Source organism: Pseudomonas sp. PI1 (assembly GCF_000812405.1).
In the GTDB taxonomy this organism is placed as follows: Bacteria; Pseudomonadota; Gammaproteobacteria; order Pseudomonadales; family Pseudomonadaceae; genus Pseudomonas; species Pseudomonas citronellolis.
The window spans coordinates 1-23675 of record NZ_JWMC01000041.1 but is presented as its reverse complement, the minus strand read 5'-3'; the positions used below and the strand labels follow the sequence as shown (position 1 = coordinate 23675).

Sequence of the window (23675 nt, the reverse complement as noted above, 5' to 3'; positions counted from 1 at the left end):
CCTTATCAAAGCGCTCCGGGTGTTCTACAGTGGCGCCAGACATTCGAACTGGTAGGACCAGTTGGAGGACGAATGGAAGGCGAAAGCACGGCCACCCGCGCCCGGGTGGCCGACCAGGTGGCCGAGCGCATCGAGCGGCTGATCGTCGACGGCGTGCTCAAGGTCGGCCAGGCGCTGCCCTCGGAACGGCGCCTGGTGGACAAGCTCGGCTGCTCGCGCTCGGCGCTGCGAGAGGGCCTGCGCATCCTCCGCGGGCGCGGCATCATCGACACCGAGCAGGGCCGCGGCTCCTTCGTCGCCGACCTCAGCCGGGCCAACGACGCCACGCCGCTGATGCATCTGTTCGCCTCGCAGCCGCGCACCCTCTACGACCTGCTGGAGGTGCGCGCCCTGCTGGAGGGCGAATCCGCGCGCCTGGCCGCGCTGCGCGCCACTGACGCCGACCTGATCCTGCTCAAGCGCCGCTACGAGGAAATGCTCCTGGCGCAGAGCGAGACGCCGCCGCCGGACCCGCGCGAACACGCCCGCCGCGACCACGCCTTCCACCGCGCCATCAGCGAGGCCTCGCACAACCCGGTGCTGGTGCACACCCTGCAGTCGCTCAGCGAACTGATGCTCAGCACCGTGTTCGCCTCGGTGAACAACCTCTACCACCGGCCGGTGCAGAAGCGGCAGATCGACCGCCAGCACACGCGCCTGTACAACGCCATCGTCGAACGCCTGCCGGACCAGGCCCAGCGCGCCGCCCGCGAACATATCCACAGCATCCGCGACAACCTGCGCGAGATCGAGCAGGAGGAGCAGCGCCTGGTCCGCGCCACCATGCGCCTGCAGGGCTGGGAATGAGCCGCGGGCGGCGCTCGGGGCGATAGGTCGCAGGCTAACGATCGGCGTTCCGTGGTACCCTGCGGCGGTCCTACGTCAGCGTTGAATTCCCGTGTCCGACCTTTCCGTACCTCTGCCGAACTGGCTCAACGAAGACCAGTTGCCGGCCAACGTCGAGCCCGCCGTGCACGACTGGCTGTTCGACCAGGGCTCCCTGACCCGCCGCCTCACCGCCCTCGCCGAAGGCGCCTTCAGCGTCGAACCGCTGGCCGAGGGCTGGCAGGTGCTGCGCGACGACGAATGCAAGGCGCTGGGCGTGCCCAGCCACAGCCAGGGCTGGGTGCGCGAGGTCTACCTGCGCGGCCACGGCCAGCCGTGGGTCTTCGCCCGCAGCGTGGCGCCGCGCTCGGCCCTGGAGGCCTCGGGCTTCGACCTGGCGCAGCTCGGCAGCCGCTCCCTGGGCGAGCTGCTGTTCAGCGACAGCGCCTTCCGCCGCGACGTCATCGAGGTGTGCCTGTACCCCGCGCCCTTCCTGCCTTTGGAGGTGCGCCGCGCGCTGCTCTGGGGCCGCCGCTCGTGCTTCCGCCGCGAGCGCCTGGGCGTGCTGGTGGCCGAGGTGTTCCTGCCGCGCCTGTGGCGCGCCGCCGGAGTCGAGGCCGTATAATCCCTCCGGTCGACCGCCGGAGCCCGCCATGTTCGCCGCCCTGATCAAACCCCTCGCCCGCCTGCACCCCCGCGCCTGGGACTTCATCCTGCTGACGCGCATGGACAAGCCCATCGGCATCTACCTGCTGCTGTGGCCGACGCTGTGGGCGCTGTGGATGGCCAGCGGCGGCCTGCCCAGCCTGAAGAACCTGGTGATCTTCGTCCTCGGCACCGTGCTGATGCGCGCCGCCGGCTGCGTGATCAACGACTTCGCCGACCGCGACTTCGACGGCCACGTGGCGCGCACCAAGGCGCGCCCCCTGGCCACCGGCAAGATCAGCGTGAGCGAGGCCTGGATCGCCTTCTTCACCCTGCTGGCCAGCAGCTTCGTGCTGGTGCTGTGCACCAACGAGCAGACCATCTGGCTGTCCTTCGGCGGCGCCGCCATCGCCGCGCTCTACCCCTTCATGAAGCGCTACACCTACTACCCGCAGGTGGTGCTGGGCGCGGCCTTCTCCTGGGGCATCCCCATGGCCTTCACCGCCGCCAGCGGCACCCTGCCGGCCGCGGCCTGGCTGCTGTTCTTCGCCAACGTGCTGTGGACGGTGGCCTACGACACCTACTACGCCATGACCGACCGCGAGGACGACCTGAAGATCGGGGTGAAATCCACCGCCATCCTCTTCGGCGACGCCGACCGGGTGATCAACCTGACGCTGCAGGGCCTGATGCTCCTGCTGCTGGTGCTGGCCGCCGGCAAGCTGCACATGGGCCTGTGGTTCTACGCCGGCCTGGTGGTGGCCGCCGGCTGCTTCGCCTGGGAATTCCACTCCACCCGCGACCGCGACCCGCAGGCCTGCTTCAAGGCCTTCCTGCACAACCACTGGGCGGGCCTGGCGATCTTCGTCGGCACGGTGGTGGATTACGCGCTGCGCTGATCCGGGCGCCTACCCTGCGGGCAAGAAACGGCTCCCTGTAGGAGCGCACCCTGCGCGCGAATCGCGGGCAGGGCCCGCTCCTACACGGATCCCCTCCGTATCACGGCTTGGCGATGTGCCAGGCGTTCATCTTGCCGTCGCCCTTCACTTCGCCCGCGGCCTTGTCCTGGACGAAGGTGTACAGCGGCTTGCCCTTGTAGGCCCACTGCTGGGTGCCGTCGTCGCGGGTGATCACGCTCCAGTCGCCGCTGGCCATGGCGCCGGTCTCGGCGGCCAGGGGCGGCCAGTTCTGCGCGCACTTGTCGTTGCACACCGACTTGCCGCCGCTGTCCTTGTCGAAGGTGTACAGCGTCATGCCCTTGGCATCGACCAGCATGCCGTTCTTGGTCATCGCCGGTTCCGTCGCCTGCGCGGCCAGGGCCGGCAGCGCCAGGCCCAGGGCCAGCGCCAGGTGTTTGCAGTTCATCGTGAATCTCCTCTTCTGAGGTAGGACTCGCAAGGAAGGCGCGGCGGGAACGGCGGCAGGTCGGGCAGGCCGTCACAACGGCCCCGGTGGCGCGCATGGGGCCGCCCGGAACAGGGCGGTCACGACAGCATAGTAGAGCGCCCCGTTCCCCGCCGGGCGCCTGCCTCGGCTAACATGCCCGCGTCACATCGCTGTAATAATTCCGTTATCTAATGCGGCGCAGTACAGAATTCCCGAGGCAAGACCATGGTTGGCAAGACAATCCTCATCGTTGACGACGAAGCGCCGATCCGCGAGATGATCGCCGTGGCCCTGGAGATGGCCGGCTACGAATGCCTGGAGGCGGAGAACGCCCAGCAGGCCCACGCCACCATCGTCGACCGCAAGCCGGACCTGATCCTGCTCGACTGGATGCTGCCGGGCACCTCCGGCATCGAGCTGGCGCGGCGCCTGAAGCGCGACGAGATGACCCAGGGCATCCCGATCATCATGCTCACCGCCAAGGGCGAGGAGGACAACAAGATCCAGGGCCTGGAAGTCGGCGCCGACGACTACATCACCAAGCCCTTCTCGCCGCGCGAGCTGGTGGCCCGCCTGAAGGCCGTGCTGCGCCGCACCGGCGCCGGCGACAGCGAGACGCCGATCGAGGTCGGCGGCCTGCTGCTCGACCCCATCAGCCACCGCGTCACCATCGACGGCAAGCCGGCCGAGATGGGCCCCACCGAATACCGCCTGCTGCAGTTCTTCATGACCCACCAGGAGCGCGCCTACACCCGCGGCCAGTTGCTGGACCAGGTGTGGGGCGGCAACGTCTACGTGGAGGAACGCACCGTCGACGTGCACATCCGCCGCCTGCGCAAGGCCCTGGGCGAGGTCTACGAGAACCTGGTGCAGACGGTCCGCGGAACCGGCTATCGTTTCTCCACCAAGAGCTGACCGCGCCCCCGCGCCTGATATTCACAAGGAAAGGACCTGGTGAACCAAGACTGGCGTGGCGCCCTGATCCGCCATCTGCTGTTGTTGATAGTCGCCGCCGCGCTGATCGGCGCGGTGAGCGGGCAATACGGTTGGGCCCTGGCAGGCTGCCTGGGCGTCTACCTCGGCTGGACCCTCTGGCAGGTGCTGCGCCTGCACAAATGGCTGAAGAACCACCGCGAGGACGAACCGCCGCCGGACGGCTACGGCCTGTGGGGCGAGGTGTTCGACAGCATCTACCACCTGCAGCGGCGCAACCAGCGCGCCCGCGGGCGCCTGCAGGCGGTGATCGACCGCATGCAGGAATCCACCGCGGCGCTGCGCGATGCGGTGGTCATGCTCGACGCCGACGGCAACCTGGAATGGTGGAACCTCGCCGCCGAACGCCTGCTCGGCCTGAAGAGCCCGCAGGACGGCGGCCAGGCGGTGACCAACCTGATCCGCAACCCGCGCTTCAAGGAATACTTCGCCCGCGGCGACTACCAGGAGCCGCTGGACATGCCCTCGCCGGTGGACGACAAGCTGCTGCTGCAGTTCCAGATCACCCTCTACGGCAACGGCGAGCACCTGATGCTGGTCCGCGACGTGACCCGCGTGCAGCGTCTGGAACAGATGCGCAAGGACTTCGTCGCCAACGTCTCCCACGAGCTGCGCACGCCGCTGACGGTGATCGCCGGCTACCTGGAGACCTTCCTCGACAACGCCGAGAACATCAACCCGCGCTGGGCCCGCGCCCTGCAGCAGATGCAGCAGCAGGCCGCGCGCATGCAGGGCCTGCTCAACGATCTGCTGCTGCTGGCCAAGCTGGAAGCCACCGACTACCCGGCGGACAACAAGCCGGTGGCGGTAGACCTGATGCTGCTGGCCATCCGCAACGACGCCCAGGCGCTGTCCGGCGCCCGCGAGCACCGCATCAGCCTGGAGGCCGACCCCAGGGTGAAGCTCAAGGGCAGCGAGGCCGAGCTGCGCAGCGCCTTCTCCAACCTGGTGTTCAACGCGGTCAAGTACACCCCCGAGGGCGGCGAGATCCGCATCCGCTGGTGGGGCGACGAGCAGGGCGCGCACCTGTCGGTGCAGGACAGCGGCATCGGCATCGACCCCAAGCACCTGCCGCGCCTGACCGAGCGCTTCTACCGCGTGGACTCCAGCCGCAACGCCAGCACCGGCGGCACCGGCCTGGGCCTGGCCATCGTCAAGCACGTGCTGATCCGCCATCGCGCCACCCTGGACATCAGCAGCGTGCTGGGCAAGGGCAGCAGCTTCGTCTGCCACTTCCCGCGGCAGCAGGTCGCCTGAACCAAGGTCATCTTGCCAGCGCCGCACGCTGCCGCCATGCTTACTCGCTCATTCATCAGCCAACAGAACCATGGACCCTTCCCCCAGTAGCGAATTGCTGACCTATTTCGCCGATTTCGGCCTCGTACTCTTCGCCCTTCTCCTCGTCCTGCTCAACGGCTTCTTCGTCGCCGCCGAGTTCGCCATGGTCAAGCTGCGCGCCACCCGCGTGGAGACCATCGCCAAGCAGCACGGCTGGCGCGGCAGCATCCTGCGCAAGGTGCACAACCAGCTCGACGCCTACCTCTCCGCCTGCCAGCTGGGCATCACCCTGGCCTCCCTGGGCCTGGGCTGGGTCGGCGAGCCGGCCTTCGCCGAGCTGCTGGAGCCGCTGCTGGCCGCGGTGGGCGTGCACTCCGAGGAAATCATCCGCGGCGTGTCCTTCTTCAGCGCCTTCTTCATCATCTCCTACCTGCACATCGTGGTCGGCGAGCTGGCGCCCAAGAGCTGGGCGATCCGCAAGCCGGAGCTGCTGTCGCTGTGGACCGCGGTGCCGCTGTACCTGTTCTACTGGGCGATGTACCCGGCCATCTGGCTGCTCAACGCCAGCGCCAACACCATCCTCAAGATCGCCGGCCAGGGCGAGCCGGGGCCGCACCACGAGCACCACTACAGCCGCGAGGAACTCAAGCTGATCCTGCACTCCAGCCGCGGCCAGGACCCCAGCGACCAGGGCATGCGCGTGCTGGCCTCGGCGGTGGAACTGGGCGAGCTGGAAGTGGTGGACTGGGCCAACTCCCGCGAGGACCTGGTCTACCTGGAGCGCCACGCGCCGCTGGCCGACGTGCTGGCGACCATCCGCCGGCACAAGTACAGCCGCTACCCGGTGTTCGACGCCGAGAAGGGCGAGTTCACCGGCCTGCTGCACATCAAGGACCTGCTGCTGGAACTGGCGACCACCGACAGCCAGCCGGAAACCATCGACCTGGACGAACTGGCCCATCCGCTGGAGCTGGTGACCAAGCACATGCCGCTGTCGCGCCTGCTGGAGCAGTTCCGCCAGGGCGGCGCGCACTTCGCCCTGGTAGAGGAAGCCGACCACAAGGTGATCGGCTACCTGACCATGGAAGACGTGCTGGAAGTGCTGGTCGGCGACATCCAGGACGAGCACCGCAAGACCGAGCGCGGCATCCTCGCCTACCAGCCGGGCAAGCTGCTGGTGCGCGGCGACACCCCGCTGTTCAAGCTGGAGCGCCTGCTGGGCATCGACCTCGACCACATAGAGGCGGACACCCTCGCCGGCCTGGTCTACGAGACCCTGAAGCGCGTGCCGGAAGAGGAAGAAGTGCTGGAAGCCGAAGGCCTGCGCATCATCGTGAAGAAGATGAAGGGCCCGAAGATCGTCCTGGCCAAGGTGGTCAAGCTGGATTGAAAGCGGCGGCAAGCTGCGCCGAAGCGCTTTTCGTAGGATGGGTTGAGCTTGCGAAACCCATGCTGTTGCGGTGATGGGTATCGCTTCGCTCAACCCATCCTACGGGTGTTGTGTTTGCCGGAAGGTGTAGGAGCGGACTCCGTCCGCGATTGGGATAGCCAACGCACCGGCCTGACCAGTTGCGTTCCCCCCACAAGCCCTCTCCCATCGCCAACTAAAAAATCCCCACCCCCAGCACCTCGTTGGAAGCTCCGTCCTAGAGCTTCCACGTCCTACTCAAAGGCCACTCCCCAAAACCACTCGTCGCCCCATCGCCGCATTCGCTCTTGCCAGCGGCGCCACATGGGCATAAGTTGCACTGGTCTGACCGGTAATACCAGAACAATAACTGCGCGCCTCAGCCCTCCCCCGTGGATGCGGACGGGCGCAGACAACGGAGACCTTCAATGCTCATCCACCGCTGTTCCCGCTCGATCTTCCTGCAAGTGGTGCTCGGCCTGGCCCTCGGCGTGCTGTTCGGTGTCGGCCTGCCGGAGCTTTCGTCCCAGCTCAAGCCCCTGGGCGACGGCTTCATCAAGCTGATCAAGATGCTCATCGCGCTCATCGTGTTCTGCGTGGTGGTCAACGGCATCTCCGGCGCCGGCGACCTGAAGAAGGTCGGACGCATCGGCCTGAAGTCGGTGGTCTACTTCGAGATCCTCACCACCATTGCCCTGCTCCTCGGCCTGCTGGTGGCCTACGGCAGCGGCCTGGGCAACGGCGCCAACATCGACCTGAACGGCCTCTCCGCCGGCGATGCCGCGACCTACGCCGCGCACACCAAGGACATTCACGGGCCGGTGGACTTCATCATGGGGCTGATTCCCACTTCGGTGTTCAGTGCCTTCGCCAACAACGACATCCTCCAGGTGCTGGTGTTCGCCGTGCTGTTCGGCAGCGCCCTGAACCTGGTGGGCGAGCAGGCCAGCGGCGTGGCGCGGCTGGTCAACGAGTTCAGCCACGTGGTCTTCCGCATCATGGGCATGATCGTGCGCCTGGCGCCGCTGGGCGTGTTCGGCGCCGTGGCCTTCACCACCAGCCGCTACGGCCTGGAGTCGCTGAGCCACCTGGGCGCGCTGGTGCTGGTGTTCTACCTCACCTGCATCCTCTTCGTATGCCTGGTGCTGGGCACCGTGCTGCGCCTGAGCGGCGTGCGCCTGCGGCCGTTCCTGCGCTACTTCCGCGAGGAACTGCTGATCGTCCTCGGCACCGCCTCTTCCGACGCCGTGCTGCCGCAGGTGATGCGCAAGCTGGAGAACATGGGCATCCGCAGCTCCACCGTGGGCCTGGTGATCCCCACCGGCTACTCCTTCAACCTCGACGGCTTCTCCATCTACCTGACCCTGGCGGTGGTGTTCATCGCCCACGCCACCGGCACGCCGCTGGCCATCAGCGACCTGCTGACCATCCTGCTGGTGTCGCTGGTGACCTCCAAGGGCGCCCACGGCATCCCCGGCTCGGCCCTGGTGATCCTCGCCGCCACCCTCGCCGCGGTGCCGGCCATCCCCGCCGCGGGCCTGGTGCTGGTGCTCTCGGTGGACTGGTTCATGGGCATCGGCCGGGCGCTGACCAACCTGATCGGCAACTGCGTCGCCACCGTGGTCATCGCCCGCTGGGAAAACGACATCGACCTGCAACGCACACGTTCGGTACTCAACGGCGAACCCGGGGCGAACAAGACCCTGGTCGCCACGCCCGGCAAGGGCGAACTGCGCGGCTGACGACAGCCGCCGCGCGCGCCGCTCCAACAGGCGCGGCGCGCGCCTTAACTGCCTCAGGAGCAACCATGTTTTCCTCATCCAAACTGGTCAATTCAGTGGTTCAGAAACTGCTCGAGACCATCGAGCAAGGGCGCTGGGCGGCCGGCCAGATGCTGCCGGGCCAGCGCGAACTGGCCGAGCAGCTGGAAATCAGCCGGCCCAGCCTGCGCGAGGCCATCACCGTGCTGGAGACCCTCGGCGTGGTGCGCTCGCTGCCCGGCAAGGGCGTGATGGTGCTGCAGCGTGACGAAAACGCCCTGCGCGAGATCCGCGCCCCAGCCACGGCCACCCTGGAAGACGTGCTGCAACTGCGCTACGCCCTGGAACCCTTCATCGCCGGGCTGGTGGCGCAGAGCATCGACGGCGACTCCCTCGGCCGCCTGCGCCTGCTGCTGCTGGACATGCGCGAAGCGGTGGAGGACGGCCGCGCCGCCGCCGTGGTCGAGGCCTACAACAGCTTCCACCGCAAGCTGGTGGCGCTGACCTCCAACCCGATCTTCCTCAGCGTTTCGCAACAGATCGCCGGCGCCCTGGAGCAGAGCGACCACCTCATCCAGCGCAACGCCGCTCACGCCGAGGAACTGCTGGCCGAGCACGAGGCCATCGTCCGCGCCATCCGCCAGCACGACAGCGAAGGCGCCAGCCAGGCCATGCGCCAGCACATCCTCAACGAAGGCCTGCGCCTGAACCTGGCGCTGCGCGTGCCGGAAGCGGGGACCGGGCGATGAACGGCGAAACCGGCCCGCGCCGCCGCGGCCAGGCCCAGCGGATCTACGAGGACCTGCACGCCGCCATCCTCTCGCGGCGCCTGCGGCCGGCCGCGCCGCTCAGCCAGGAAACCCTCGGGCGGATCTTCCACGCCGGCCCCAGCAGCGTGCGTCGCGCCCTGCAGCGCCTGGCCCGGGAAGGCGCGGTAGAACTGGCGCCACGGCGCATCGCCAGCGTCGCCCGCGCCGATCCGCAGCGCCTGCGCCAACTGCTGGAAACCCGCCTGCTGCTGGAAAGCGACATGCTCCGGCGCCTGGCCGGAAGGCTGGACGGGCAAAACCTGGCGGAACTGCGGGAAATGCTCGCCGCCCAGCGCCGCTGCCTGGCAGCGGACGACGCGCTGGGCGCCCAGGAATGGGCCCGGAACCTGCACCTGCGCCTGGCCCAGCTGTCGGCCAATCCCCTGTTGCCCGATCTGCTGGGGCCGCTGCTGGAGCGCCTGGCCGTGAGCATTGCCCTGGGCCGCGGCCAGGCCCATACCGCGGACAGCTGCCGGCAACAGGCCGAGATGCTCGAAGCCCTGGCTGAAGGCGACGCGGAGCGCGCCTGCGCCTGCCTGGAGAATTACCTGCGCGGCGTGGGCGAACGCCTGCGCTTCGCCCCGCCGCCGACCACCGACCTGCGCGCGGCCTTCGCCGGGAAGCTGGCTATTCCTTGACCACCGCGAAGTTCGGCAGGGTGCCCACCGGCTGGGCGAAGTCGTAGGGGATGGATTCCAGCGCCAGGCCGACGTTGTGCTGCACCACGAAGTGCAGGTGCGGACCGCTGCTGTTGCCGGTGTTGCCCGAGCGCGCCAGGGGCGTGCCGACGCCGACGCGCTGGCCCTCGCTGACCAGCACCGAGCCGCGCATCAGGTGCAGGTAGACGCCCATGGTGCCGTCGTCGTGGAGGATGCGCACGAAGTTGCCGGAGGGGTTGTTGCCGCGCCCGCTCTGGGCGTTCTCCACCTTCACCACGGTGCCGCCGCGGGCGGCCACGATGGGCGTACCCTCGGGCATGGCGATGTCCAGCGCGTAGCGGCTCTTGGGGGTGAAGTGGCTGTACTTGCCGTTGGCGCCCTGGCTCAGGCGGAAGGGCCCGCCGCGCCAGGGCAGCGGATAGTCGTAGGCCACCGGTTGCAGGCGCGGGTCGCCCAGGGCGTAGCGCAGCTTGGGCTTGTACTGCATCGGCCGCGACGCGTCACGCGGGCTCAGCGTGGCCAGGCGGATGGCGCTGCGCGGCGCCAGCACCCAGCGGATCGGCTTCTCCGGCACGCCCACGGCGTTCTGCGCGGCGCTCACGCTCAGCTCCACTTCCACCGGGGCGTAGAGGTCGTTGCGCACCTGCAGGGTTTCGAAGCCGTCGTGCCTGAGCGTCTGCAGCTTCACCTGCTGCTCCAGGTGCTCGACCATGCGGTCGCGGAAGACGAACACCTGCGCACCCGCCACGGCCTTGTCCGTGTAGGTGACCACGCCATTGGCGTCGACGTACTTGTAGATGGTCACGGCCGCAGCCGGCCCCGCAGCCATCCATAGACTGCAGAGGAAGAAAAAGCGCCCTAGCATGTCGACTCTGGTTATAGGTATTCGACGCCAGCAAGACTAGCAGCCGAGACCGGCAGCGGCGAGCCGCCGGCCGTCGGGCTGTGAAGCAGGCCTCAGGCGCCGGGGACGTAGTGTTTCTGGGTGCTGCCGCGGGCGATCAGGCGCGACAGGTAGTCGAGCTTTTGCGGGTCGCGGTCGACGAAGCGCAGCAACAGCAGCAGCCACTCGCTGTCGGGCTTGGGCTCCAGCGCCGCCACCGAGTGCAGGTAGCCGTTCAGGCGCGCCACCTCGTTGTCTTCCTCCAGGTCGAGCACTGCGGTTTCCAGCACCTGCGGCAGCACCTGGCCGCGCTTCACCACCAGCTGCGCCTCCTTCAGGCTGAGCCCGCGGATCACGCAGGGCAGGCTGGCATTGGGCAGGCGCAACTGCCCCTGGCCCTTGCCCTGGGCGCCACTGCGCGCAGGCGCAGGAGCCGGCGCGGCAGCGGGGGCCGGACGGGCGGGAGCAGGAGCTGCGGCTGGAGCAGCCGGGGTACGCACCACCTCGGCCTTGCCGCCGGTGAGGGCGGCGAGGGAGTCGTTCGGCGGGCCGCTGGCCAGGCTCCGCTGCGGCGCCGAGGCCAGCAGCGCATCGAGCTTGCCGGCGCGGCTCAGGGCCTTGCGCACCTTGCTCACCAACTGGTCGTTGGAGAAGGGCTTGCCGATGTAGTCCGACACCCCGGCCTGGATGGCCTGGACCACGTTCTCCTTGTCGCCGCGGCTGGTCACCATGATGAAGGGCACGTCCTTCAACGGCGCCTGGGCGCGGCACCAGCCGAGCAGTTCGATGCCGGACATCTCCGGCATCTCCCAGTCGCAGAGGATCAGGTCGACCGCGTGGCGGGCGAGGTGCTGCTGGGCCTTGCGGCCGTTCACCGCCTCCTCGATGCGCAACCCCGGAAAATGGTCGCGCAATCCCTTCTTCACCAGGTCGCGGATGAAAGGTGCATCATCCACGACCAGAACACTGACCTTGCTCATCGTCGACTCCCTGGAACGCCAAGGCGAAGGATAGCCTCGGGCACTGGCAGGATGCCATGCCGACGTGACCGGTCGGACACATCCGTCAATCAATCCAGCGTTCGCCCTACGGTTTCCGGAGCCATCCGCAACCCGGCCAGGCATAGCAGGATGGCGCCCACCAGGTACCAGGCCGGCGCGTTCGGGCTGCCGGTGAGGTCGATCAGCCCGGCGGCGAAGAACTGCGCGAAGCCGCCGAACAGCGCGACGCCGACGCAGTAGGTGACCGACAGGCCGGTGGCGCGGATCGCCGCCGGGAACAGCTCCGGCAGGATCGCCAGGGACGCCACCATGCCGTACGTCAGCGGGATGTTGAGCAACCCCACGATCAGCAACAGCAGGCCGATGCTGGGCCATTGGTTGAGCAGCAGGAACGCCGGGTAGGTCGCCAGCAGCAGGATCGGCAGCGGCCAGAAGATCGAGCGGCGCCGGCCGATGCGGTCGCTCAAGCGCCCGGCGTGGGGCGCCAGCAGCAGCGACGGCAGGCTGCTCACCACCGCGGCCCAGGTGGCGACGCCCAGCGGCATGCCCAGCACGCTGATGGCGTGGTTGGCCAGGTAGAACTGGGTGATGTAGACCGGCACCGAAACGCCGATCACCAGCAGCACGCCGGTGACCAGCTGCCGCGGATGCCGGCACAGCAGCGCCAGGCCGCCTTCCCGCGCTTGCCGGCTGTCGCCCTGGGCGGCGGCCGGCAGGGTTTCCTCCAGGCGGTGGCGGATGTATTCGCTGACCGGGATGGCCAGGATGCCCACCGCGAAGACCGCCCGCCAGCCCCAGCTGTCCATGGCCTCGGGGCTCAGCAGGTTGCTCAGCGTCAGCACCACCAGCGCGCCCATGATGGTGCCCAGGCTCTGGCTGAACACCTGCCAGCTGCAGTAGTAGGCCCGCGAGCCCGAGCCGGCGTATTCCATCAGGATGGTGGTGGCGGTGCCCACCTGCCCGCCGACGGCGAAGCCCTGCAGCAGGCGCGCGACTATGATCACCAGCGGCCCGACCAGCCCGGCCTGGGCATAGGTCGGCGCCACGGTGAACAGCAGCGCGCCCAGGGCCATCAGCCACAGCGTCAGGCGCATGGCCGCCTTGCGCCCGGCGCGGTCGGCGTACAGGCCGATCAGCAGGCCGCCGAGCGGGCGCATGATGAAGCCGGTGCCGAACACCGCGAAGGACAGCATCAGCGAAGTCAGCGGGTTTTCCCCGAAGGGGAAGAACAGCCGCGCCATCAGCGTGGCCAGCAGGCTGTAGACGAGGAAGTCGTAGAACTCCAGGGCGTTGCCCAGGCACACCGCGGCGATGGCGCGGGTGCGCCCGGCACGGGAAGGTTCGGCACTCGCAGCGAAGGATGTCGTTCTTGTTGTCATGCTGGGATTCCCCGCGGGAAGGATTCAGGCCAGGAAGCGCTGCGCCAGGCGGACCCAGAAGGTCGCGCCCAGCGGCAGGATGCGGTCGTTGAAGTCGTACCCGGGGTTGTGCACCGCGCAGCCGCCCTCGCCGTCGCCATTGCCGATCATCAGGTAGCAGCCGGGCGCCTGTTCCAGCCAGAAGGCGAAGTCCTCGCTGGCATGGATGGGCCGCGGCTCGGGCTCCAGGCCCTCGTCGCCGAGCCAGTCGAGCACCAGTTCGCGGACCAGCCCCGCGCAGCCGGGGTCATTGACCAGCACCGGATAGCCGTCCGCCGCCACCAGGACTTCGGCGCGGGCGCCGAAGCTGGCGGCCTGCTGTTGCGCCAGCTCATGGATGCGCCGCAACAGCAGCTCGCGCACCTGCGGGCTCAGCGCGCGCACGCTCAGGCGCAGCTCGGCGCTGTCGGGGATGACGTTGCTGGCGTCGCCGGCGAGGAAGGCGCCCACGGTCAGCACCGCCGCCTCGGACGGCGGCACGTTGCGCGACACCAGGCTCTGCAGGGCGCTGACCAGCGCGGCGCCGGCCAGGATCGGGTCCACCGTCTGCTCGGGCATGGCGCCGTGGCCGCCGCGGCCGTGGATGAGGATGGTCACGTCGTCGGCCGAGGCCATGCACGGCCCCGGCATGACCATGAAGCGCCCCTCGGCCAGGCCGGGCAGGTTGTGCATGGCGAACAGGGCGTCGCAGGGGAAGCGTTGCAGCAGGCCTTCGTCGAGCATGCGCTTGGCCCCGGAGCCGCCATGGCCTTCCTCGGCGGGCTGGAAGAACAGGTGCAGGGTGCCGCGCCAGCTGCGCTCGCGGGCCAGCTCGCAGGCCGCGGTGAGGAGCATGGCGGTGTGCCCGTCATGGCCGCAGGCGTGCATCTTGCCGGGCACCCGGCTGCTCCAGGGCAGCCCGCTCTGCTCGTGGATCGGCAGCGCGTCCAGCTCGGCGCGCAGGCCCAGCACCGGGCCGGGGCCGTTGCGCAGCGTGGCGATCACCCCGGTGCCGGCCATCTCGGCGATCTCATAGCCCCAGGCGCGCAGCCGTTCGATGACGCGCTCGCGGGTGGAGTACTCTTCGAAGCCCAGCTCGGGTTCGGCGTGGATGGCCCGGCGCAGTTCGACCATTTCCGGGACGATGGCGGCTATGCCCGGCGCTATGCAGGCTCTGTTCATCGGCTCGCTCCTGTTTTTCTTGTGGGATTGGACTGGATCGATGCCCGTGACCGGCCGGTATGCTGGGCGTGGATTACCCTAGCGTCGGCGCCGCATGCGCATAAGCCAAAAAAATGTTGTCGTGACGACCTCCGGTGTTCGGAGGGGAGGCGAGCGTTGAAACTGCATCAGTTACAGGCTTTGATAGCCGTGGCCGACGGCGGCGGCATCCGCGCCGCGGCCCGTGGCCTGGGCCTCAGCCAGGCCGCGGTGACCCGTGCCCTGCGCGAGCTGGAGGAGGAACAGGGGCTGCCGCTGCTGATGCGTCACGCCGGCGGCGCCCGGCTGACTACCGCCGGGCAGGTGCTGCTGCCCCGCGCCCGGCAGATCGCCACCCAGCTCGACAGCGCCCGCCAGGAACTGGCCGCCTTGCGTGGCGAAGGCGCGGCGACGCTATGCGTCGGCGTCACCCCCTGGTTCGGCCAGACCTTGCTGGGCAACGCCCTGCAGGCCTTTCGCAGGGACATGCCGCAGGTCCACCTGGAGCTGTACGAGGGGCTGCAGGCGGTGATCCTGCCGCTGCTGCGCACGGGCCGCATGCAGTTCGCCCTGGGCCCGGCGGGCATCCTCCAGGGCGCGGACTTCGTGCACCAGCCGCTGGCGCACTACCGCATGCAGGTGGTGGCCCGCAACGGCCACCCGCTGGCCTCGGCGCGCTCGCTGAGGCAGTTGCTGGAGCACGACTGGACGATGAACTTCACCGCCGACCGCTACGCCGAGACCACCCATGAACTGTTCGGCCAGCATGGCCTGCAGATCGCCCGCGAACGCATCGTCTGCGCCCATTCCGCGGGCATGCTCAGCAGCCTGATCGTCGACGCCGGCCTGCTCGGCTACGCGCCGCAGCCGATGATGCTCTGCGAACCGCTGCGCAGCGGCGCACGGGCCCTGGCGCTGGAGGAGCCATTGCCGGATGGGGACATCAGCATCATCCGCCTGCGCGACCAAGGGCTGGACGCGACCTCCCGGCACTTCATCCACTGCCTGCAGCAGGCGCTGAAAGACAACAGCCGCGCCCGCGATCCCGCGGGCCGGCAGCTGGCGGAGATGGTGAGGTTGAGTTTCTGAGGGAGGGGCCAAGACCGATTTCGTAGCGGGCCCTGCCCGCGAATCGCGCGCAGGGCGCGCTCCTACATGGGAATGGCGCGGGTGGGGCAGCGTAGGATCTTATCCGCGAATCGCGCCGGGACGCCCGGCTATCGCGGACAAGGTCCGCTCCTACGAAGGAGAAATGCCGTGCCTCCCGGCAACCTGTAGGAGCGGGCCCTGCCCGCGAATCGCGCGCAGGGCGCGCTCCTACAGGGGAATGGCGCGGGTGGCGAAGCGTAGGAGCGGATCTTATCCGCGAATCGCGCCGGGACATCCGGCTATCGCGGACAAGGTCCGCTCCTACGAAGGAGAAATACCGTGCCTCCCGGCAACCTGTAGGAGCGGGCCCTGCCCGCGATTTCGCGCGCAGGGCGCGCTCCTACATGGGAATGGCGCGGGTGGCGCAGCGTAGGAGCGGATCTTATCCGCGAATCGCGCCGGGACATCCGGCTATCGCGGACAAGGTCCGCTCCTACGAAGGAGAAATACCGTGCCTCCCGGCAACCTGTAGGAGCGGGCCCTGCCCGCGATTTCGCGCGCAGGGCGCGCTCCTACAGGGGAATGGCGCGGGTGGCGCAGCGTAGGAGCGGATCTCATCCGCGAATCGCGCCGGGACGCCCGGCTATCGCGGACAAGGTCCGCTACGGAGGAGGAATACCGTGCCTCCCGGCAACCTGTAGGAGCGGGCCCTGCCCGCGATTTCGCGCGCAGGGCGCGCTCCTACAGGGGAATGGCGCGGGCGGGGCAGCGTAGGAGCGGATCTTATCCGCGAATCGCGCCGGGACGCCCGGCTATCGCGGACAAGGTCCGCTCCTACCCCCTACGGACGGGCACGGCCCCTCGTAGGATGGTGTTGAGCGAAGCGATACCCATCGCCACCACCGCATGGGTTTCGCAGGCTCAACCCATCCTACGAAAAGCGGCTCGGCGCAGCAGGGTTGGCGTTTCGGCGAGCGCCGCCATGAGCCCAGGTGCGGCTCAGCTATCGGACTTGCCCTGCACTTCTTCCTTCATGCGCGTCAGGCCGATGTGGCGGACGTCGGTGCCGCGCACCAGGTAGATCACCAGTTCGGCGATGTTGCGCGCGTGGTCGCCGATACGCTCCAGCGAGCGCAGGGCCCAGATGACGTTGAGCACCCGGGAGATGGCCCGCGGGTCTTCCATCATGTAGGTCACCAGTTCGCGCAGGGCGGTCTTGTACTCGCGGTCGACGGTCTTGTCGTACTGCGCCACCGACAGCGCCAGGTCGGCATCGAAGCGGGCGAAGGCGTCCAGCGCCTCCTGCACCATCTTGCGCACCTGGCCGCCGATGTGGCGCACCTCGACGTAGCCGCGCGGCGACTCGCCTTCTTCGCACAGCTGGATGGCGCGGCGGGCGATCTTCGAGGCTTCGTCGCCGATGCGCTCGAGGTCGATCACCGACTTGGAGATGCTGATGATCAGGCGCAGGTCGGAGGCCGCCGGCTGGCGACGGGCGAGGATGCGCAGGCATTCCTCGTCGATGTTGCGCTCCATCTGGTTGATCTGGTCGTCGATCTCGCGCACCTGCTGGGCCAGGCCCGAGTCGGCGTCGATCAGCGCGGTGACCGCGTCGTTGACCTGTTTCTCCACCAGCCCGCCCATGGCCAGGAGGTGGCTGCGCACGTCTTCCAGCTCGGCGTTGAACTGCTGGGAGATGTGATGGCTGAGACTTTCTTTGTTGATCATGTGGTTTCGCTCCGCGAAAGCTGCAGGCTACGCGCCGAAGGTTGCAGATTTATGATGCGACCGCCGCCTGGCCCTTAGCCGTAGCGCCCGGTGATGTAGTCCTCGGTCTGCTTCTTCGCCGGGTTGGTGAAGAGCGTGTCGGTGTCGCCGAACTCGATCAGCTTGCCCATGTACATGAACGCCGTGTAGTCGGAGACCCGCGCGGCCTGCTGCATGTTGTGGGTGACTATCACGATGGTGAACTTGGATTTCAGTTCGTAGATCAGTTCCTCGATCTTCAGCGTGGAGATCGGGTCCAGCGCCGAGCAGGGCTCGTCGAGCAGCAGCACTTCCGGCTCCACCGCGATGGTCCGGGCGATCACCAGGCGCTGCTGCTGACCACCTGACAGGCCCAGGGCCGACTCGTGCAGGCGGTCCTTCACCTCGTCCCACAATGCCGCGCCCTTGAGCGCCCATTCCACGGCCTCGTCGAGGGTGCGCTTCTTGTTCACGCCCTGGATGCGCAAGCCGTAGACCACGTTCTCGTAGATGGTCTTGGGGAAGGGGTTGGGCTTCTGGAACACCATGCCGACGCGGCGGCGCAGTTCGGCCACGTCCACGCCGCGGGCGAAGATGTCGTGGCCGTCGAGGCGGATCTCGCCTTCCACGCGGCAGTCGTCGACCAGGTCGTTCATGCGGTTGAAGCAGCGCAGCAGGGTCGACTTGCCGCAGCCGGACGGGCCGATGAAGGCGGTCACGCGCTGTTTGGGAATCTGCATGGCGACGTCGAACAGCGCCTGCTTCTGGCCGTAGAACAGGTTCAGGCCGGGCACTTCCAGGGCCACGGTCTCCTTGTCCAGGCGCATGCCCTCGCGGATCGGCCGGCCGAGGGCGGCGAGGTCGATGCCATGGCGATGGGGTTCTTGTTGCATCTCGTCTCTCCCGTTGGAGGTTCGGGCCGCCGCCTGCGCAGGCGGAGGCCGCGGATCAGTTTTCCAGCGCCTTGTACTTCTCGCGCAGGCGGTTGCGGATGGCGATGGCGGAGAAGTTCAGCAGGGCGATCACCAGCACCAGCAGCAGCGCGGTGGCGTACACCAGCGGCCGCGCGGCCTCGACGTTGGGGCTCTGGAAGCCGACGTCGTAGATGTGGAAGCCCAGGTGCATGATCTTCTGGTCCAGGTGCACGTAGGGGTAGTTGCCGTCCACCGGCAGCGACGGCGCCAGTTTCACCACGCCCACCAGCATCAGCGGCGCCACTTCGCCGGCGGCGCGGGCCACGGCGAGGATCAGGCCGGTCATCATGGCCGGGCTGGCCATGGGCAGGACGATCTTCCACAGCGTCTCGGCCTTGGTCGCGCCCAGGGCCAGGGAGCCCTCGCGGATCGCCCGCGGGATGCGCGACAGGCCTTCCTCGGTGGCCACGATCACCACCGGCACGGCGAGGATCGCCAGGGTCAGCGAGGCCCAGAACAGCCCCGGGGTGCCGAAGGTCGGCGCCGGCAGGGCCTCGGGGAAGAACAGCCGGTCGATCGAGCCGCCCAGCACGTAGACGAAGAAGCCCAGGCCGAACACGCCGTAGACGATGGCCGGCACCCCGGCGAGGTTGTTCACGGCGATGCGGATCACCCGCGTCAGCAGGCCCTGGCGCGCGTACTCGCGCAGGTAGACCGCGGCGATGACGCCGAACGGGGTGACGATCACCGCCATCACCAGGGTCATCATCACGGTGCCGAAGATCGCCGGGAAGATGCCGCCCTCGGTGTTGGCCTCGCGCGGGTCCTCGCTGAGGAACTCCCAGAGTTTCTTGAAGTAGAACGACAGCTTAGCGCCGAAGCCCATGGCGTTGGGCTGGTAGGCGTGGACCAGCTTGCCGAGGCTGATCTCGGTCTCGCGGCCGCCGGCCTCGCGCATCACCACGCTGTCGCGGTTGAACTGCTGGCGCAGCTCGCCCAGCCGGTCTTCGTACTCGCGGTAGCGTCCCTGCAGCTCGGCGCGGGCAGCGGCGAGGTCGGCCTGGGCGGTGGCATCCAGCTCGCCGTGCAGTTGCAGGCGGCGCTCCTTCAGGCGCAGGCGCTCCAGCTCGTGGTTGATGCTGCCGATATCCTTCTTCTCCAGCTGATAGAGCTGGTCGTACAACCCTTCCACTCGCCGCAGGCGCTGCTGCAGTTCAGGCATGGCAGCGGCGCCCTGGGCCACCACCTGGCCGTCCTGCTTCACGCTGACCAGGTAGCCGTAGAAGTTGCCCCACTCACGGCGCTCCAGGGTCACCAGCTCCTGCGGCCAGCGCCGCTCGGCGAGCCAGTCGCCGATCACCCAGGAGAAGTCGCTGCCGTAGAGGTCGCGGTTGCCCAGCTTGAGCAGCTCGCGGGTCATGAATTCGGGGCCTTCGGCCGGTACTGGCAGGCCGGCGCCGCGCAGGCGTTCGCGCGGCACTTCCTCGACCTGCACTTCTTCGCCGATCAGCACCTTCGCCTCCTGCCCGGGCACGCTGTAGCGCGCCTCCAGCACGTCGGCCGGCCAGAAGTGGCCGAGGCCGCGCACAGCGATGACGGCCAGCAGGCCGAGGGTCATGATCACCGCGATGGAAACCGCGCCGGCGTTCATCCACACCCAGGGAGAACCGCTGGCGAACCAGGCTTTCAGCGTTTCCTGCTTCTGTTTCACTTGGAAAGTGCCTCTTCAGACGCCGTTCAGAGCGACGCGTATTTCTTCCGCAGCCGCTGACGGATCAGCTCGGCCAGGGTGTTCATCACGAAGGTGAAGGTCAGCAGCACCAGCGCCGAAAGGAACAGCACGCGGTAGTGGGTGCCGCCCACCTCCGACTCGGGCATTTCCACCGCCACGTTCGCCGCCAGGGTGCGCATGCCCTGGAAGATGTTCATGTCCATCACCGGGGTGTTGCCGGTGGCCATCAGCACGATCATGGTCTCGCCCACGGCGCGGCCCATGCCGATCATCAGCGCCGAGAAGATGCCCGGGCTGGCGGTGAGGATCACCACGCGGGTCAGCGTCTGCCAGGGCGTGGCGCCCAGGGCCAGGGAGCCGTAGGTGAGGCTGCGGGGCACGCTGAAGATGGCGTCCTCGGCGATGGAGAAGATGTTCGGGATCACCGCGAAGCCCATGGCCAGGCCGACGATCAGGGCGTTGCGCTGGTCGTAGGTGATGCCCAGGTCATGGCTTATCCACAGGCGCATGTCGCCGCCGAAGAAGGCGGTTTCCAGGTGCGGGCTGAGCCACAGGGCGAAGGCGCCGACGCCGAGCACCACGGGAATCAGGATCGCCGCTTCCCAGCCGTCCGGCAGCGCCAGGCGGATGCGCTCGGGCAGGCGGCTCCAGAGCAGGCCGGCGAGCAGGATGCCCAGCGGGGTGAGCAGCAGCAGGCTGAATATCCCCGGCAGGTGGCCTTCGACGTAGGGCGCGAGGAACAGGCCGGCGAAGAAGCCGAGGATCACCGTCGGCAACGCCTCCATCAGCTCGATCACCGGCTTGACCTTGCGGCGCATCGCCGGGGCCATGAAGTAGGCGGTGTAGACGGCCGCGGCGATGGCCAGCGGGGCGGCCAGGATCATTGCGTAGAAGGCCGCCTTGAGGGTGCCGAAGGTCAGCGGCGCCAGGCTCAGCTTGGGCTCGAAGTCGGTGGTGGCGGCGGTGGACTGCCAGACGTACTGCGGCTTGTCGTAGCTTTCGTACCAGACCTTGCCCCAGAGCGCGCTCCAGGAAACCTCCGGGTGCGGGTTGCTCAGATCGAAGCCGCGCAGTTGACCAGCCTGCTCCAGCAACAGGCGGTTGGCCCGCGGCGACAGGGCCAGCACGCCGCTGCCCGGCGCCACCTGCTGTTCCAGCAAAGTGCGGTGCGCGGTGCTGTGGAACACGCCGAGTTCGCCGGCGCTGTCCAGGGCGACGAAGCCTTTGCGACGCTGCTCGGGAACGATGGCAGTGATCGGCTTGCTGCCCAGCTGGAAGTCGCGCACGTGCGCCAAGCGCGGTTCGCCGTCGGTGTCGCGGGCCATGAACCACTGGCTGATGCCGCCGTCGGAGTTGCCGATCATCAGCGAGATGCCGCCCAGCAACTGGGCGCTGGCGGTGACCTCGCGGTTGGCATGGTCGAGCAGCTTGTAGCGGCCGTTGAGCTGGCGGGTGCGCAGGTCGAAGACGTCGGCCTGGGCGCGGCCGTTGATGACGTACAGCCACTGCTTGCGCGGGTCGATGTAGATCGCCTTCACCGGGTCGGCGATCTGCGGCAGGTTCACGGCCTCCTGCTCCAGGGTGGTCTCGCCAGTGAGCATGTTCTCCTGGCTGGTCAAACTCAGCAGCAGCATCTGGCTGCCGCTGGAGCCGGCCAGCAGCAGGCCGTCGTCGTCCGAGGCCAGGGCCACGTGCTCCAGCGCGCGGCCTTGCGGGTCGAGGCTGATGGGGGCCTCGCCGTAGGGATAGTCGATCTGCGGGGTGATGGTCTTGCGGTTGTCCGGGTAGGTGACCTTGTAGGCGTGGCGGAACACCAGCGCCTGGCCGTTGGACAGGCCCAGCGCCACCATCGGGTGCCCCGGCTGGTCCTCGGCGATGGACACCACCTGGCTGCCGGCCGGCAGCTTGAGCGCCTGGCGGCTGAGTTCGGCGCCGCTGTCCAGGTCGAAGAACAGCACCTGGCCGTCGGCGGCCACGCGCATGGCCACCTGGTTCTGCTCCTCGATGCTCAGCAGCAGGGGCGCCTGTACTTCCTTCAGCCAGGCCGGGGCCAGGGGCGCGCGGGCGTCCAGCTCGGCACCGCGGAACAGCGGCAGCACCACATAGGCCAGGTAGAAGAAGATGAGGGTGATGGCCACCAGCACGGACAGCCCGCCGACCAGCACGTACCAGCGCGTCAGGCGGTCCTTGAGGGCGCGCATGCGGCGTTTGCGACGCAGGGTCGGGGTATTGAAATCGATCCGCTCGGGGGTGGAATTACTCATCGACGAAGTGGCCAGGTCATTCATGGGGGCGACACGCTTGCGGCAGTCTATGACAGAAACATGACACAGAGATGACGAGACGAAGCCCGTCGGCAGTTGCCTGCCAACGGGCTGGGTCACCTACCGCTCAGCCCATGGGGCCGGCGGGGGCGCTACCTAGAGTCCCAGTTCCTTGACCGCCTTCGCCGCGACCTTGGCCGGCAGCGGGATGTAGCCGTCCTTGACCACGACTTCCTGGCCGGTCTTGGACAGCACCATCTTCAGGAATTGGGCTTCCAGCGGGTCCAGCGGCTTGTTCGGCGCCTTGTTCACGTAGACGTAGAGGAAGCGCGCCAGCGGGTAGGTGCCGTTCAGGGCGTTCTGCTCGTTGTCCTCGACGTAGGGGTCGCCCTGCTTCTTGGCCAGGGCCACGGTCTTCACGCTGGCGGTCTTGTAGCCGATGCCGGAGTAGCCGATGCCGTTGAGCGACTGGCTGATGGACTGCACCACCGAAGCGGAACCCGGCTGCTCGTTGACGTTGGGCTTGAAGTCACCCTTGCACAGGGCCTCTTCCTTGAAATAGCCGTAGGTACCGGACACCGAGTTGCGGCCGAACAGCTGCACCGGCTTGTTGGCCCAGTCGCCGCCCAGGCCCAGGTCGCTCCAGGTCTTCACGTCCTGCTTGGCGCCGCACAGGCGGGTGGCGGAGAAGATAGCGTCGACCTGCTGCATGGTCAGGCCCTTGATGGGGTTGTCCTTGTGCACGAAGACGGCCAGGGCGTCGACCGCGACGGGCACGGCGGTGGGCTTGTAGCCGTACTTCTGCTCGAAGGCCTGCAGCTCGACATCCTTCATCTTGCGGCTCATCGGGCCGAGGTTGGCGGTGCCCTCGGTGAGCGCCGGCGGCGCGGTGGAGGAGCCCGCGGCCTGGATCTGCACGTTCACGCTCGGGTACAGGCGCTTGTACTCCTCGGCCCACAGCGTCATGAGGTTGGCCAGGGTGTCGGAGCCCACGCTGGAGAGGTTGCCCGAGACGCCGCTGGTCTTCTGGTAGTCCGGCAGCGCCGGGTCGATCGCGGCGAAAGCGCTGGCAGCGCCCACGCCGGCGGCGGCGAAGGTCAGCGCCGCCATCAAACGCTTGAGTTTCATGCCTTGCTCCTTGGGGAAAGGCCGACTGGCTGGAATTCGGCGCCGCTCTCATGGGGCGCGAGCAGACTCTATGAAAGCAATGTGACAGCCAGATGAAAACCGACAGGCTCGGAGAAGAAATGTGACGGTATTTATTACGGAATATTTCAATCGCAACGAGCGCCGAAGAAACGCCCCGTAGGATGGGTTTCGAGGCCTGAACCCACCTGTAGGAGCGGGCCCTGCCCGCGATTCGCGCGCAGAGCGCGCTCCTACAGAGGGAATGGCGCAAGTGGTGCGGCGTAGGAGCGGATCTTATCCGCGAATCGCGCCGGGACCGCCGGCAATCGCGGACAAGGTCCGCTCCTACGGGTGCAGGACGTACCCTCGTAGGATGGCGTTGAGCGAAGCGATACCCATCGCCATGGCCATGCTTCACGTGTAGGAGCGGGCCCTGCCCGCGATTCGCGCGCAGGGCGCGCTCCTACAAGGGGAATGCAATGGCGTGGATGGGATCACCCCGGCTTTCCGCGCCCCAAA

Annotated in this window: 20 protein-coding genes; 10 read left to right on the top strand and 10 right to left on the bottom strand. The window is 68.1% G+C overall.

Annotated elements, in window-relative coordinates; translation table 11 throughout:
* The first annotated feature begins 72 nt into the window (after positions 1-72).
* The 3 genes from glcC to ubiA all read left to right on the top strand — a co-directional run bounded on the left by glcC (position 73) and on the right by ubiA (position 2408).
* Positions 73-846 (top strand): transcriptional regulator GlcC, encoded by a 774-nt coding sequence (glcC, locus tag RN02_RS13865; RefSeq protein ID WP_043268087.1) that lies wholly within the window; start codon positions 73-75, stop codon positions 844-846.
* Between the two features lie 85 nt (positions 847-931).
* The gene (locus RN02_RS13860; protein ID WP_043314995.1) at positions 932-1489 is read left to right on the top strand and encodes a chorismate lyase; all 558 of its coding nucleotides are present in this window, start codon (positions 932-934) and stop codon (positions 1487-1489) included.
* A 28-nt stretch (positions 1490-1517) separates the two neighbouring features.
* On the top strand, positions 1518-2408 hold the full coding sequence (ubiA, locus tag RN02_RS13855) for a 4-hydroxybenzoate octaprenyltransferase (protein ID WP_043314994.1): 891 nt from the start codon (positions 1518-1520) through the stop codon (positions 2406-2408).
* Between the two features lie 100 nt (positions 2409-2508).
* Here ubiA and RN02_RS13850 read toward each other — a convergent pair whose 3' ends face one another.
* Positions 2509-2874: a COG4315 family predicted lipoprotein gene (locus RN02_RS13850; RefSeq protein ID WP_043314993.1), complete on the bottom strand. Its 366-nt coding sequence runs from the start codon at positions 2872-2874 to the stop codon at positions 2509-2511.
* A 246-nt stretch (positions 2875-3120) separates the two neighbouring features.
* Between RN02_RS13850 and phoB the strand changes: the two genes are divergently transcribed.
* The 6 genes from phoB to RN02_RS13820 all read left to right on the top strand — a co-directional run bounded on the left by phoB (position 3121) and on the right by RN02_RS13820 (position 9781).
* Complete coding sequence (phoB, locus tag RN02_RS13845) at positions 3121-3810, top strand: phosphate regulon transcriptional regulator PhoB (protein ID WP_009614187.1); 690 nt, start codon at positions 3121-3123, stop codon at positions 3808-3810.
* A gap of 39 nt (positions 3811-3849) precedes the next feature.
* On the top strand, positions 3850-5145 hold the full coding sequence (gene phoR, locus RN02_RS13840) for a phosphate regulon sensor histidine kinase PhoR (RefSeq protein ID WP_043314992.1): 1296 nt from the start codon (positions 3850-3852) through the stop codon (positions 5143-5145).
* Between the two features lie 70 nt (positions 5146-5215).
* On the top strand, positions 5216-6556 hold the full coding sequence (locus tag RN02_RS13835) for a hemolysin family protein (protein WP_043268083.1): 1341 nt from the start codon (positions 5216-5218) through the stop codon (positions 6554-6556).
* A 446-nt stretch (positions 6557-7002) separates the two neighbouring features.
* Complete coding sequence (locus tag RN02_RS13830) at positions 7003-8316, top strand: C4-dicarboxylate transporter DctA (protein ID WP_009614190.1); 1314 nt, start codon at positions 7003-7005, stop codon at positions 8314-8316.
* 65 nt (positions 8317-8381) lie between these two features.
* Entirely contained in the window at positions 8382-9083 is a 702-nt protein-coding gene (locus RN02_RS13825; protein WP_009614191.1) for a FadR/GntR family transcriptional regulator, read from the top strand.
* On the top strand, positions 9080-9781 hold the full coding sequence (locus RN02_RS13820) for a GntR family transcriptional regulator (RefSeq protein WP_043314991.1): 702 nt from the start codon (positions 9080-9082) through the stop codon (positions 9779-9781). The genes RN02_RS13825 and RN02_RS13820 overlap by 4 nt, the downstream gene beginning before the upstream one ends.
* Here the strand turns inward: RN02_RS13820 and RN02_RS13815 are convergent.
* The 4 genes from RN02_RS13815 to RN02_RS13800 form a co-directional block, all read right to left on the bottom strand.
* Positions 9771-10667 (bottom strand): peptidoglycan DD-metalloendopeptidase family protein, encoded by an 897-nt coding sequence (locus RN02_RS13815; protein WP_043314990.1) that lies wholly within the window; start codon positions 10665-10667, stop codon positions 9771-9773. The two genes, RN02_RS13820 and RN02_RS13815, sit on opposite strands and share 11 nt — an antisense overlap.
* A gap of 92 nt (positions 10668-10759) precedes the next feature.
* Positions 10760-11665 (bottom strand): response regulator, encoded by a 906-nt coding sequence (locus RN02_RS13810; protein WP_043268073.1) that lies wholly within the window; start codon positions 11663-11665, stop codon positions 10760-10762.
* A gap of 89 nt (positions 11666-11754) precedes the next feature.
* Positions 11755-13065 carry an MFS transporter gene (locus RN02_RS13805; protein ID WP_043314989.1) on the bottom strand — a complete coding sequence of 437 codons (1311 nt, stop codon included), beginning with the start codon at positions 13063-13065 and terminating at the stop codon, positions 11755-11757.
* A 24-nt stretch (positions 13066-13089) separates the two neighbouring features.
* Positions 13090-14265 (bottom strand): M20 aminoacylase family protein, encoded by a 1176-nt coding sequence (locus RN02_RS13800; protein ID WP_043314988.1) that lies wholly within the window; start codon positions 14263-14265, stop codon positions 13090-13092.
* Between the two features lie 156 nt (positions 14266-14421).
* Here RN02_RS13800 and RN02_RS13795 point away from each other — a divergent pair, with 156 nt between their 5' ends.
* The gene (locus tag RN02_RS13795; RefSeq protein WP_043268069.1) at positions 14422-15372 is read left to right on the top strand and encodes a LysR family transcriptional regulator; all 951 of its coding nucleotides are present in this window, start codon (positions 14422-14424) and stop codon (positions 15370-15372) included.
* Positions 15373-16371: 999 nt separating this feature from the next.
* Here RN02_RS13795 and phoU read toward each other — a convergent pair.
* The 5 genes from phoU to RN02_RS13770 all read right to left on the bottom strand — a co-directional run bounded on the left by phoU (position 16372) and on the right by RN02_RS13770 (position 23156).
* Complete coding sequence (gene phoU, locus RN02_RS13790) at positions 16372-17100, bottom strand: phosphate signaling complex protein PhoU (protein ID WP_009614205.1); 729 nt, start codon at positions 17098-17100, stop codon at positions 16372-16374.
* Between the two features lie 74 nt (positions 17101-17174).
* Positions 17175-18011, bottom strand: a complete 837-nt coding sequence (pstB, locus tag RN02_RS13785) for a phosphate ABC transporter ATP-binding protein PstB (RefSeq protein ID WP_043268067.1) — start codon at positions 18009-18011, stop codon at positions 17175-17177.
* Between the two features lie 55 nt (positions 18012-18066).
* Positions 18067-19743 (bottom strand): phosphate ABC transporter permease PstA, encoded by a 1677-nt coding sequence (pstA, locus tag RN02_RS13780; RefSeq protein WP_043314987.1) that lies wholly within the window; start codon positions 19741-19743, stop codon positions 18067-18069.
* A gap of 26 nt (positions 19744-19769) precedes the next feature.
* Positions 19770-21746: an ABC transporter permease subunit gene (locus tag RN02_RS13775; protein WP_407733546.1), complete on the bottom strand. Its 1977-nt coding sequence runs from the start codon at positions 21744-21746 to the stop codon at positions 19770-19772.
* Positions 21747-22184: 438 nt separating this feature from the next.
* Positions 22185-23156 carry a phosphate ABC transporter substrate-binding protein PstS gene (locus RN02_RS13770; protein WP_009614214.1) on the bottom strand — a complete coding sequence of 324 codons (972 nt, stop codon included), beginning with the start codon at positions 23154-23156 and terminating at the stop codon, positions 22185-22187.
* Positions 23157-23675: the final 519 nt, after the last annotated feature.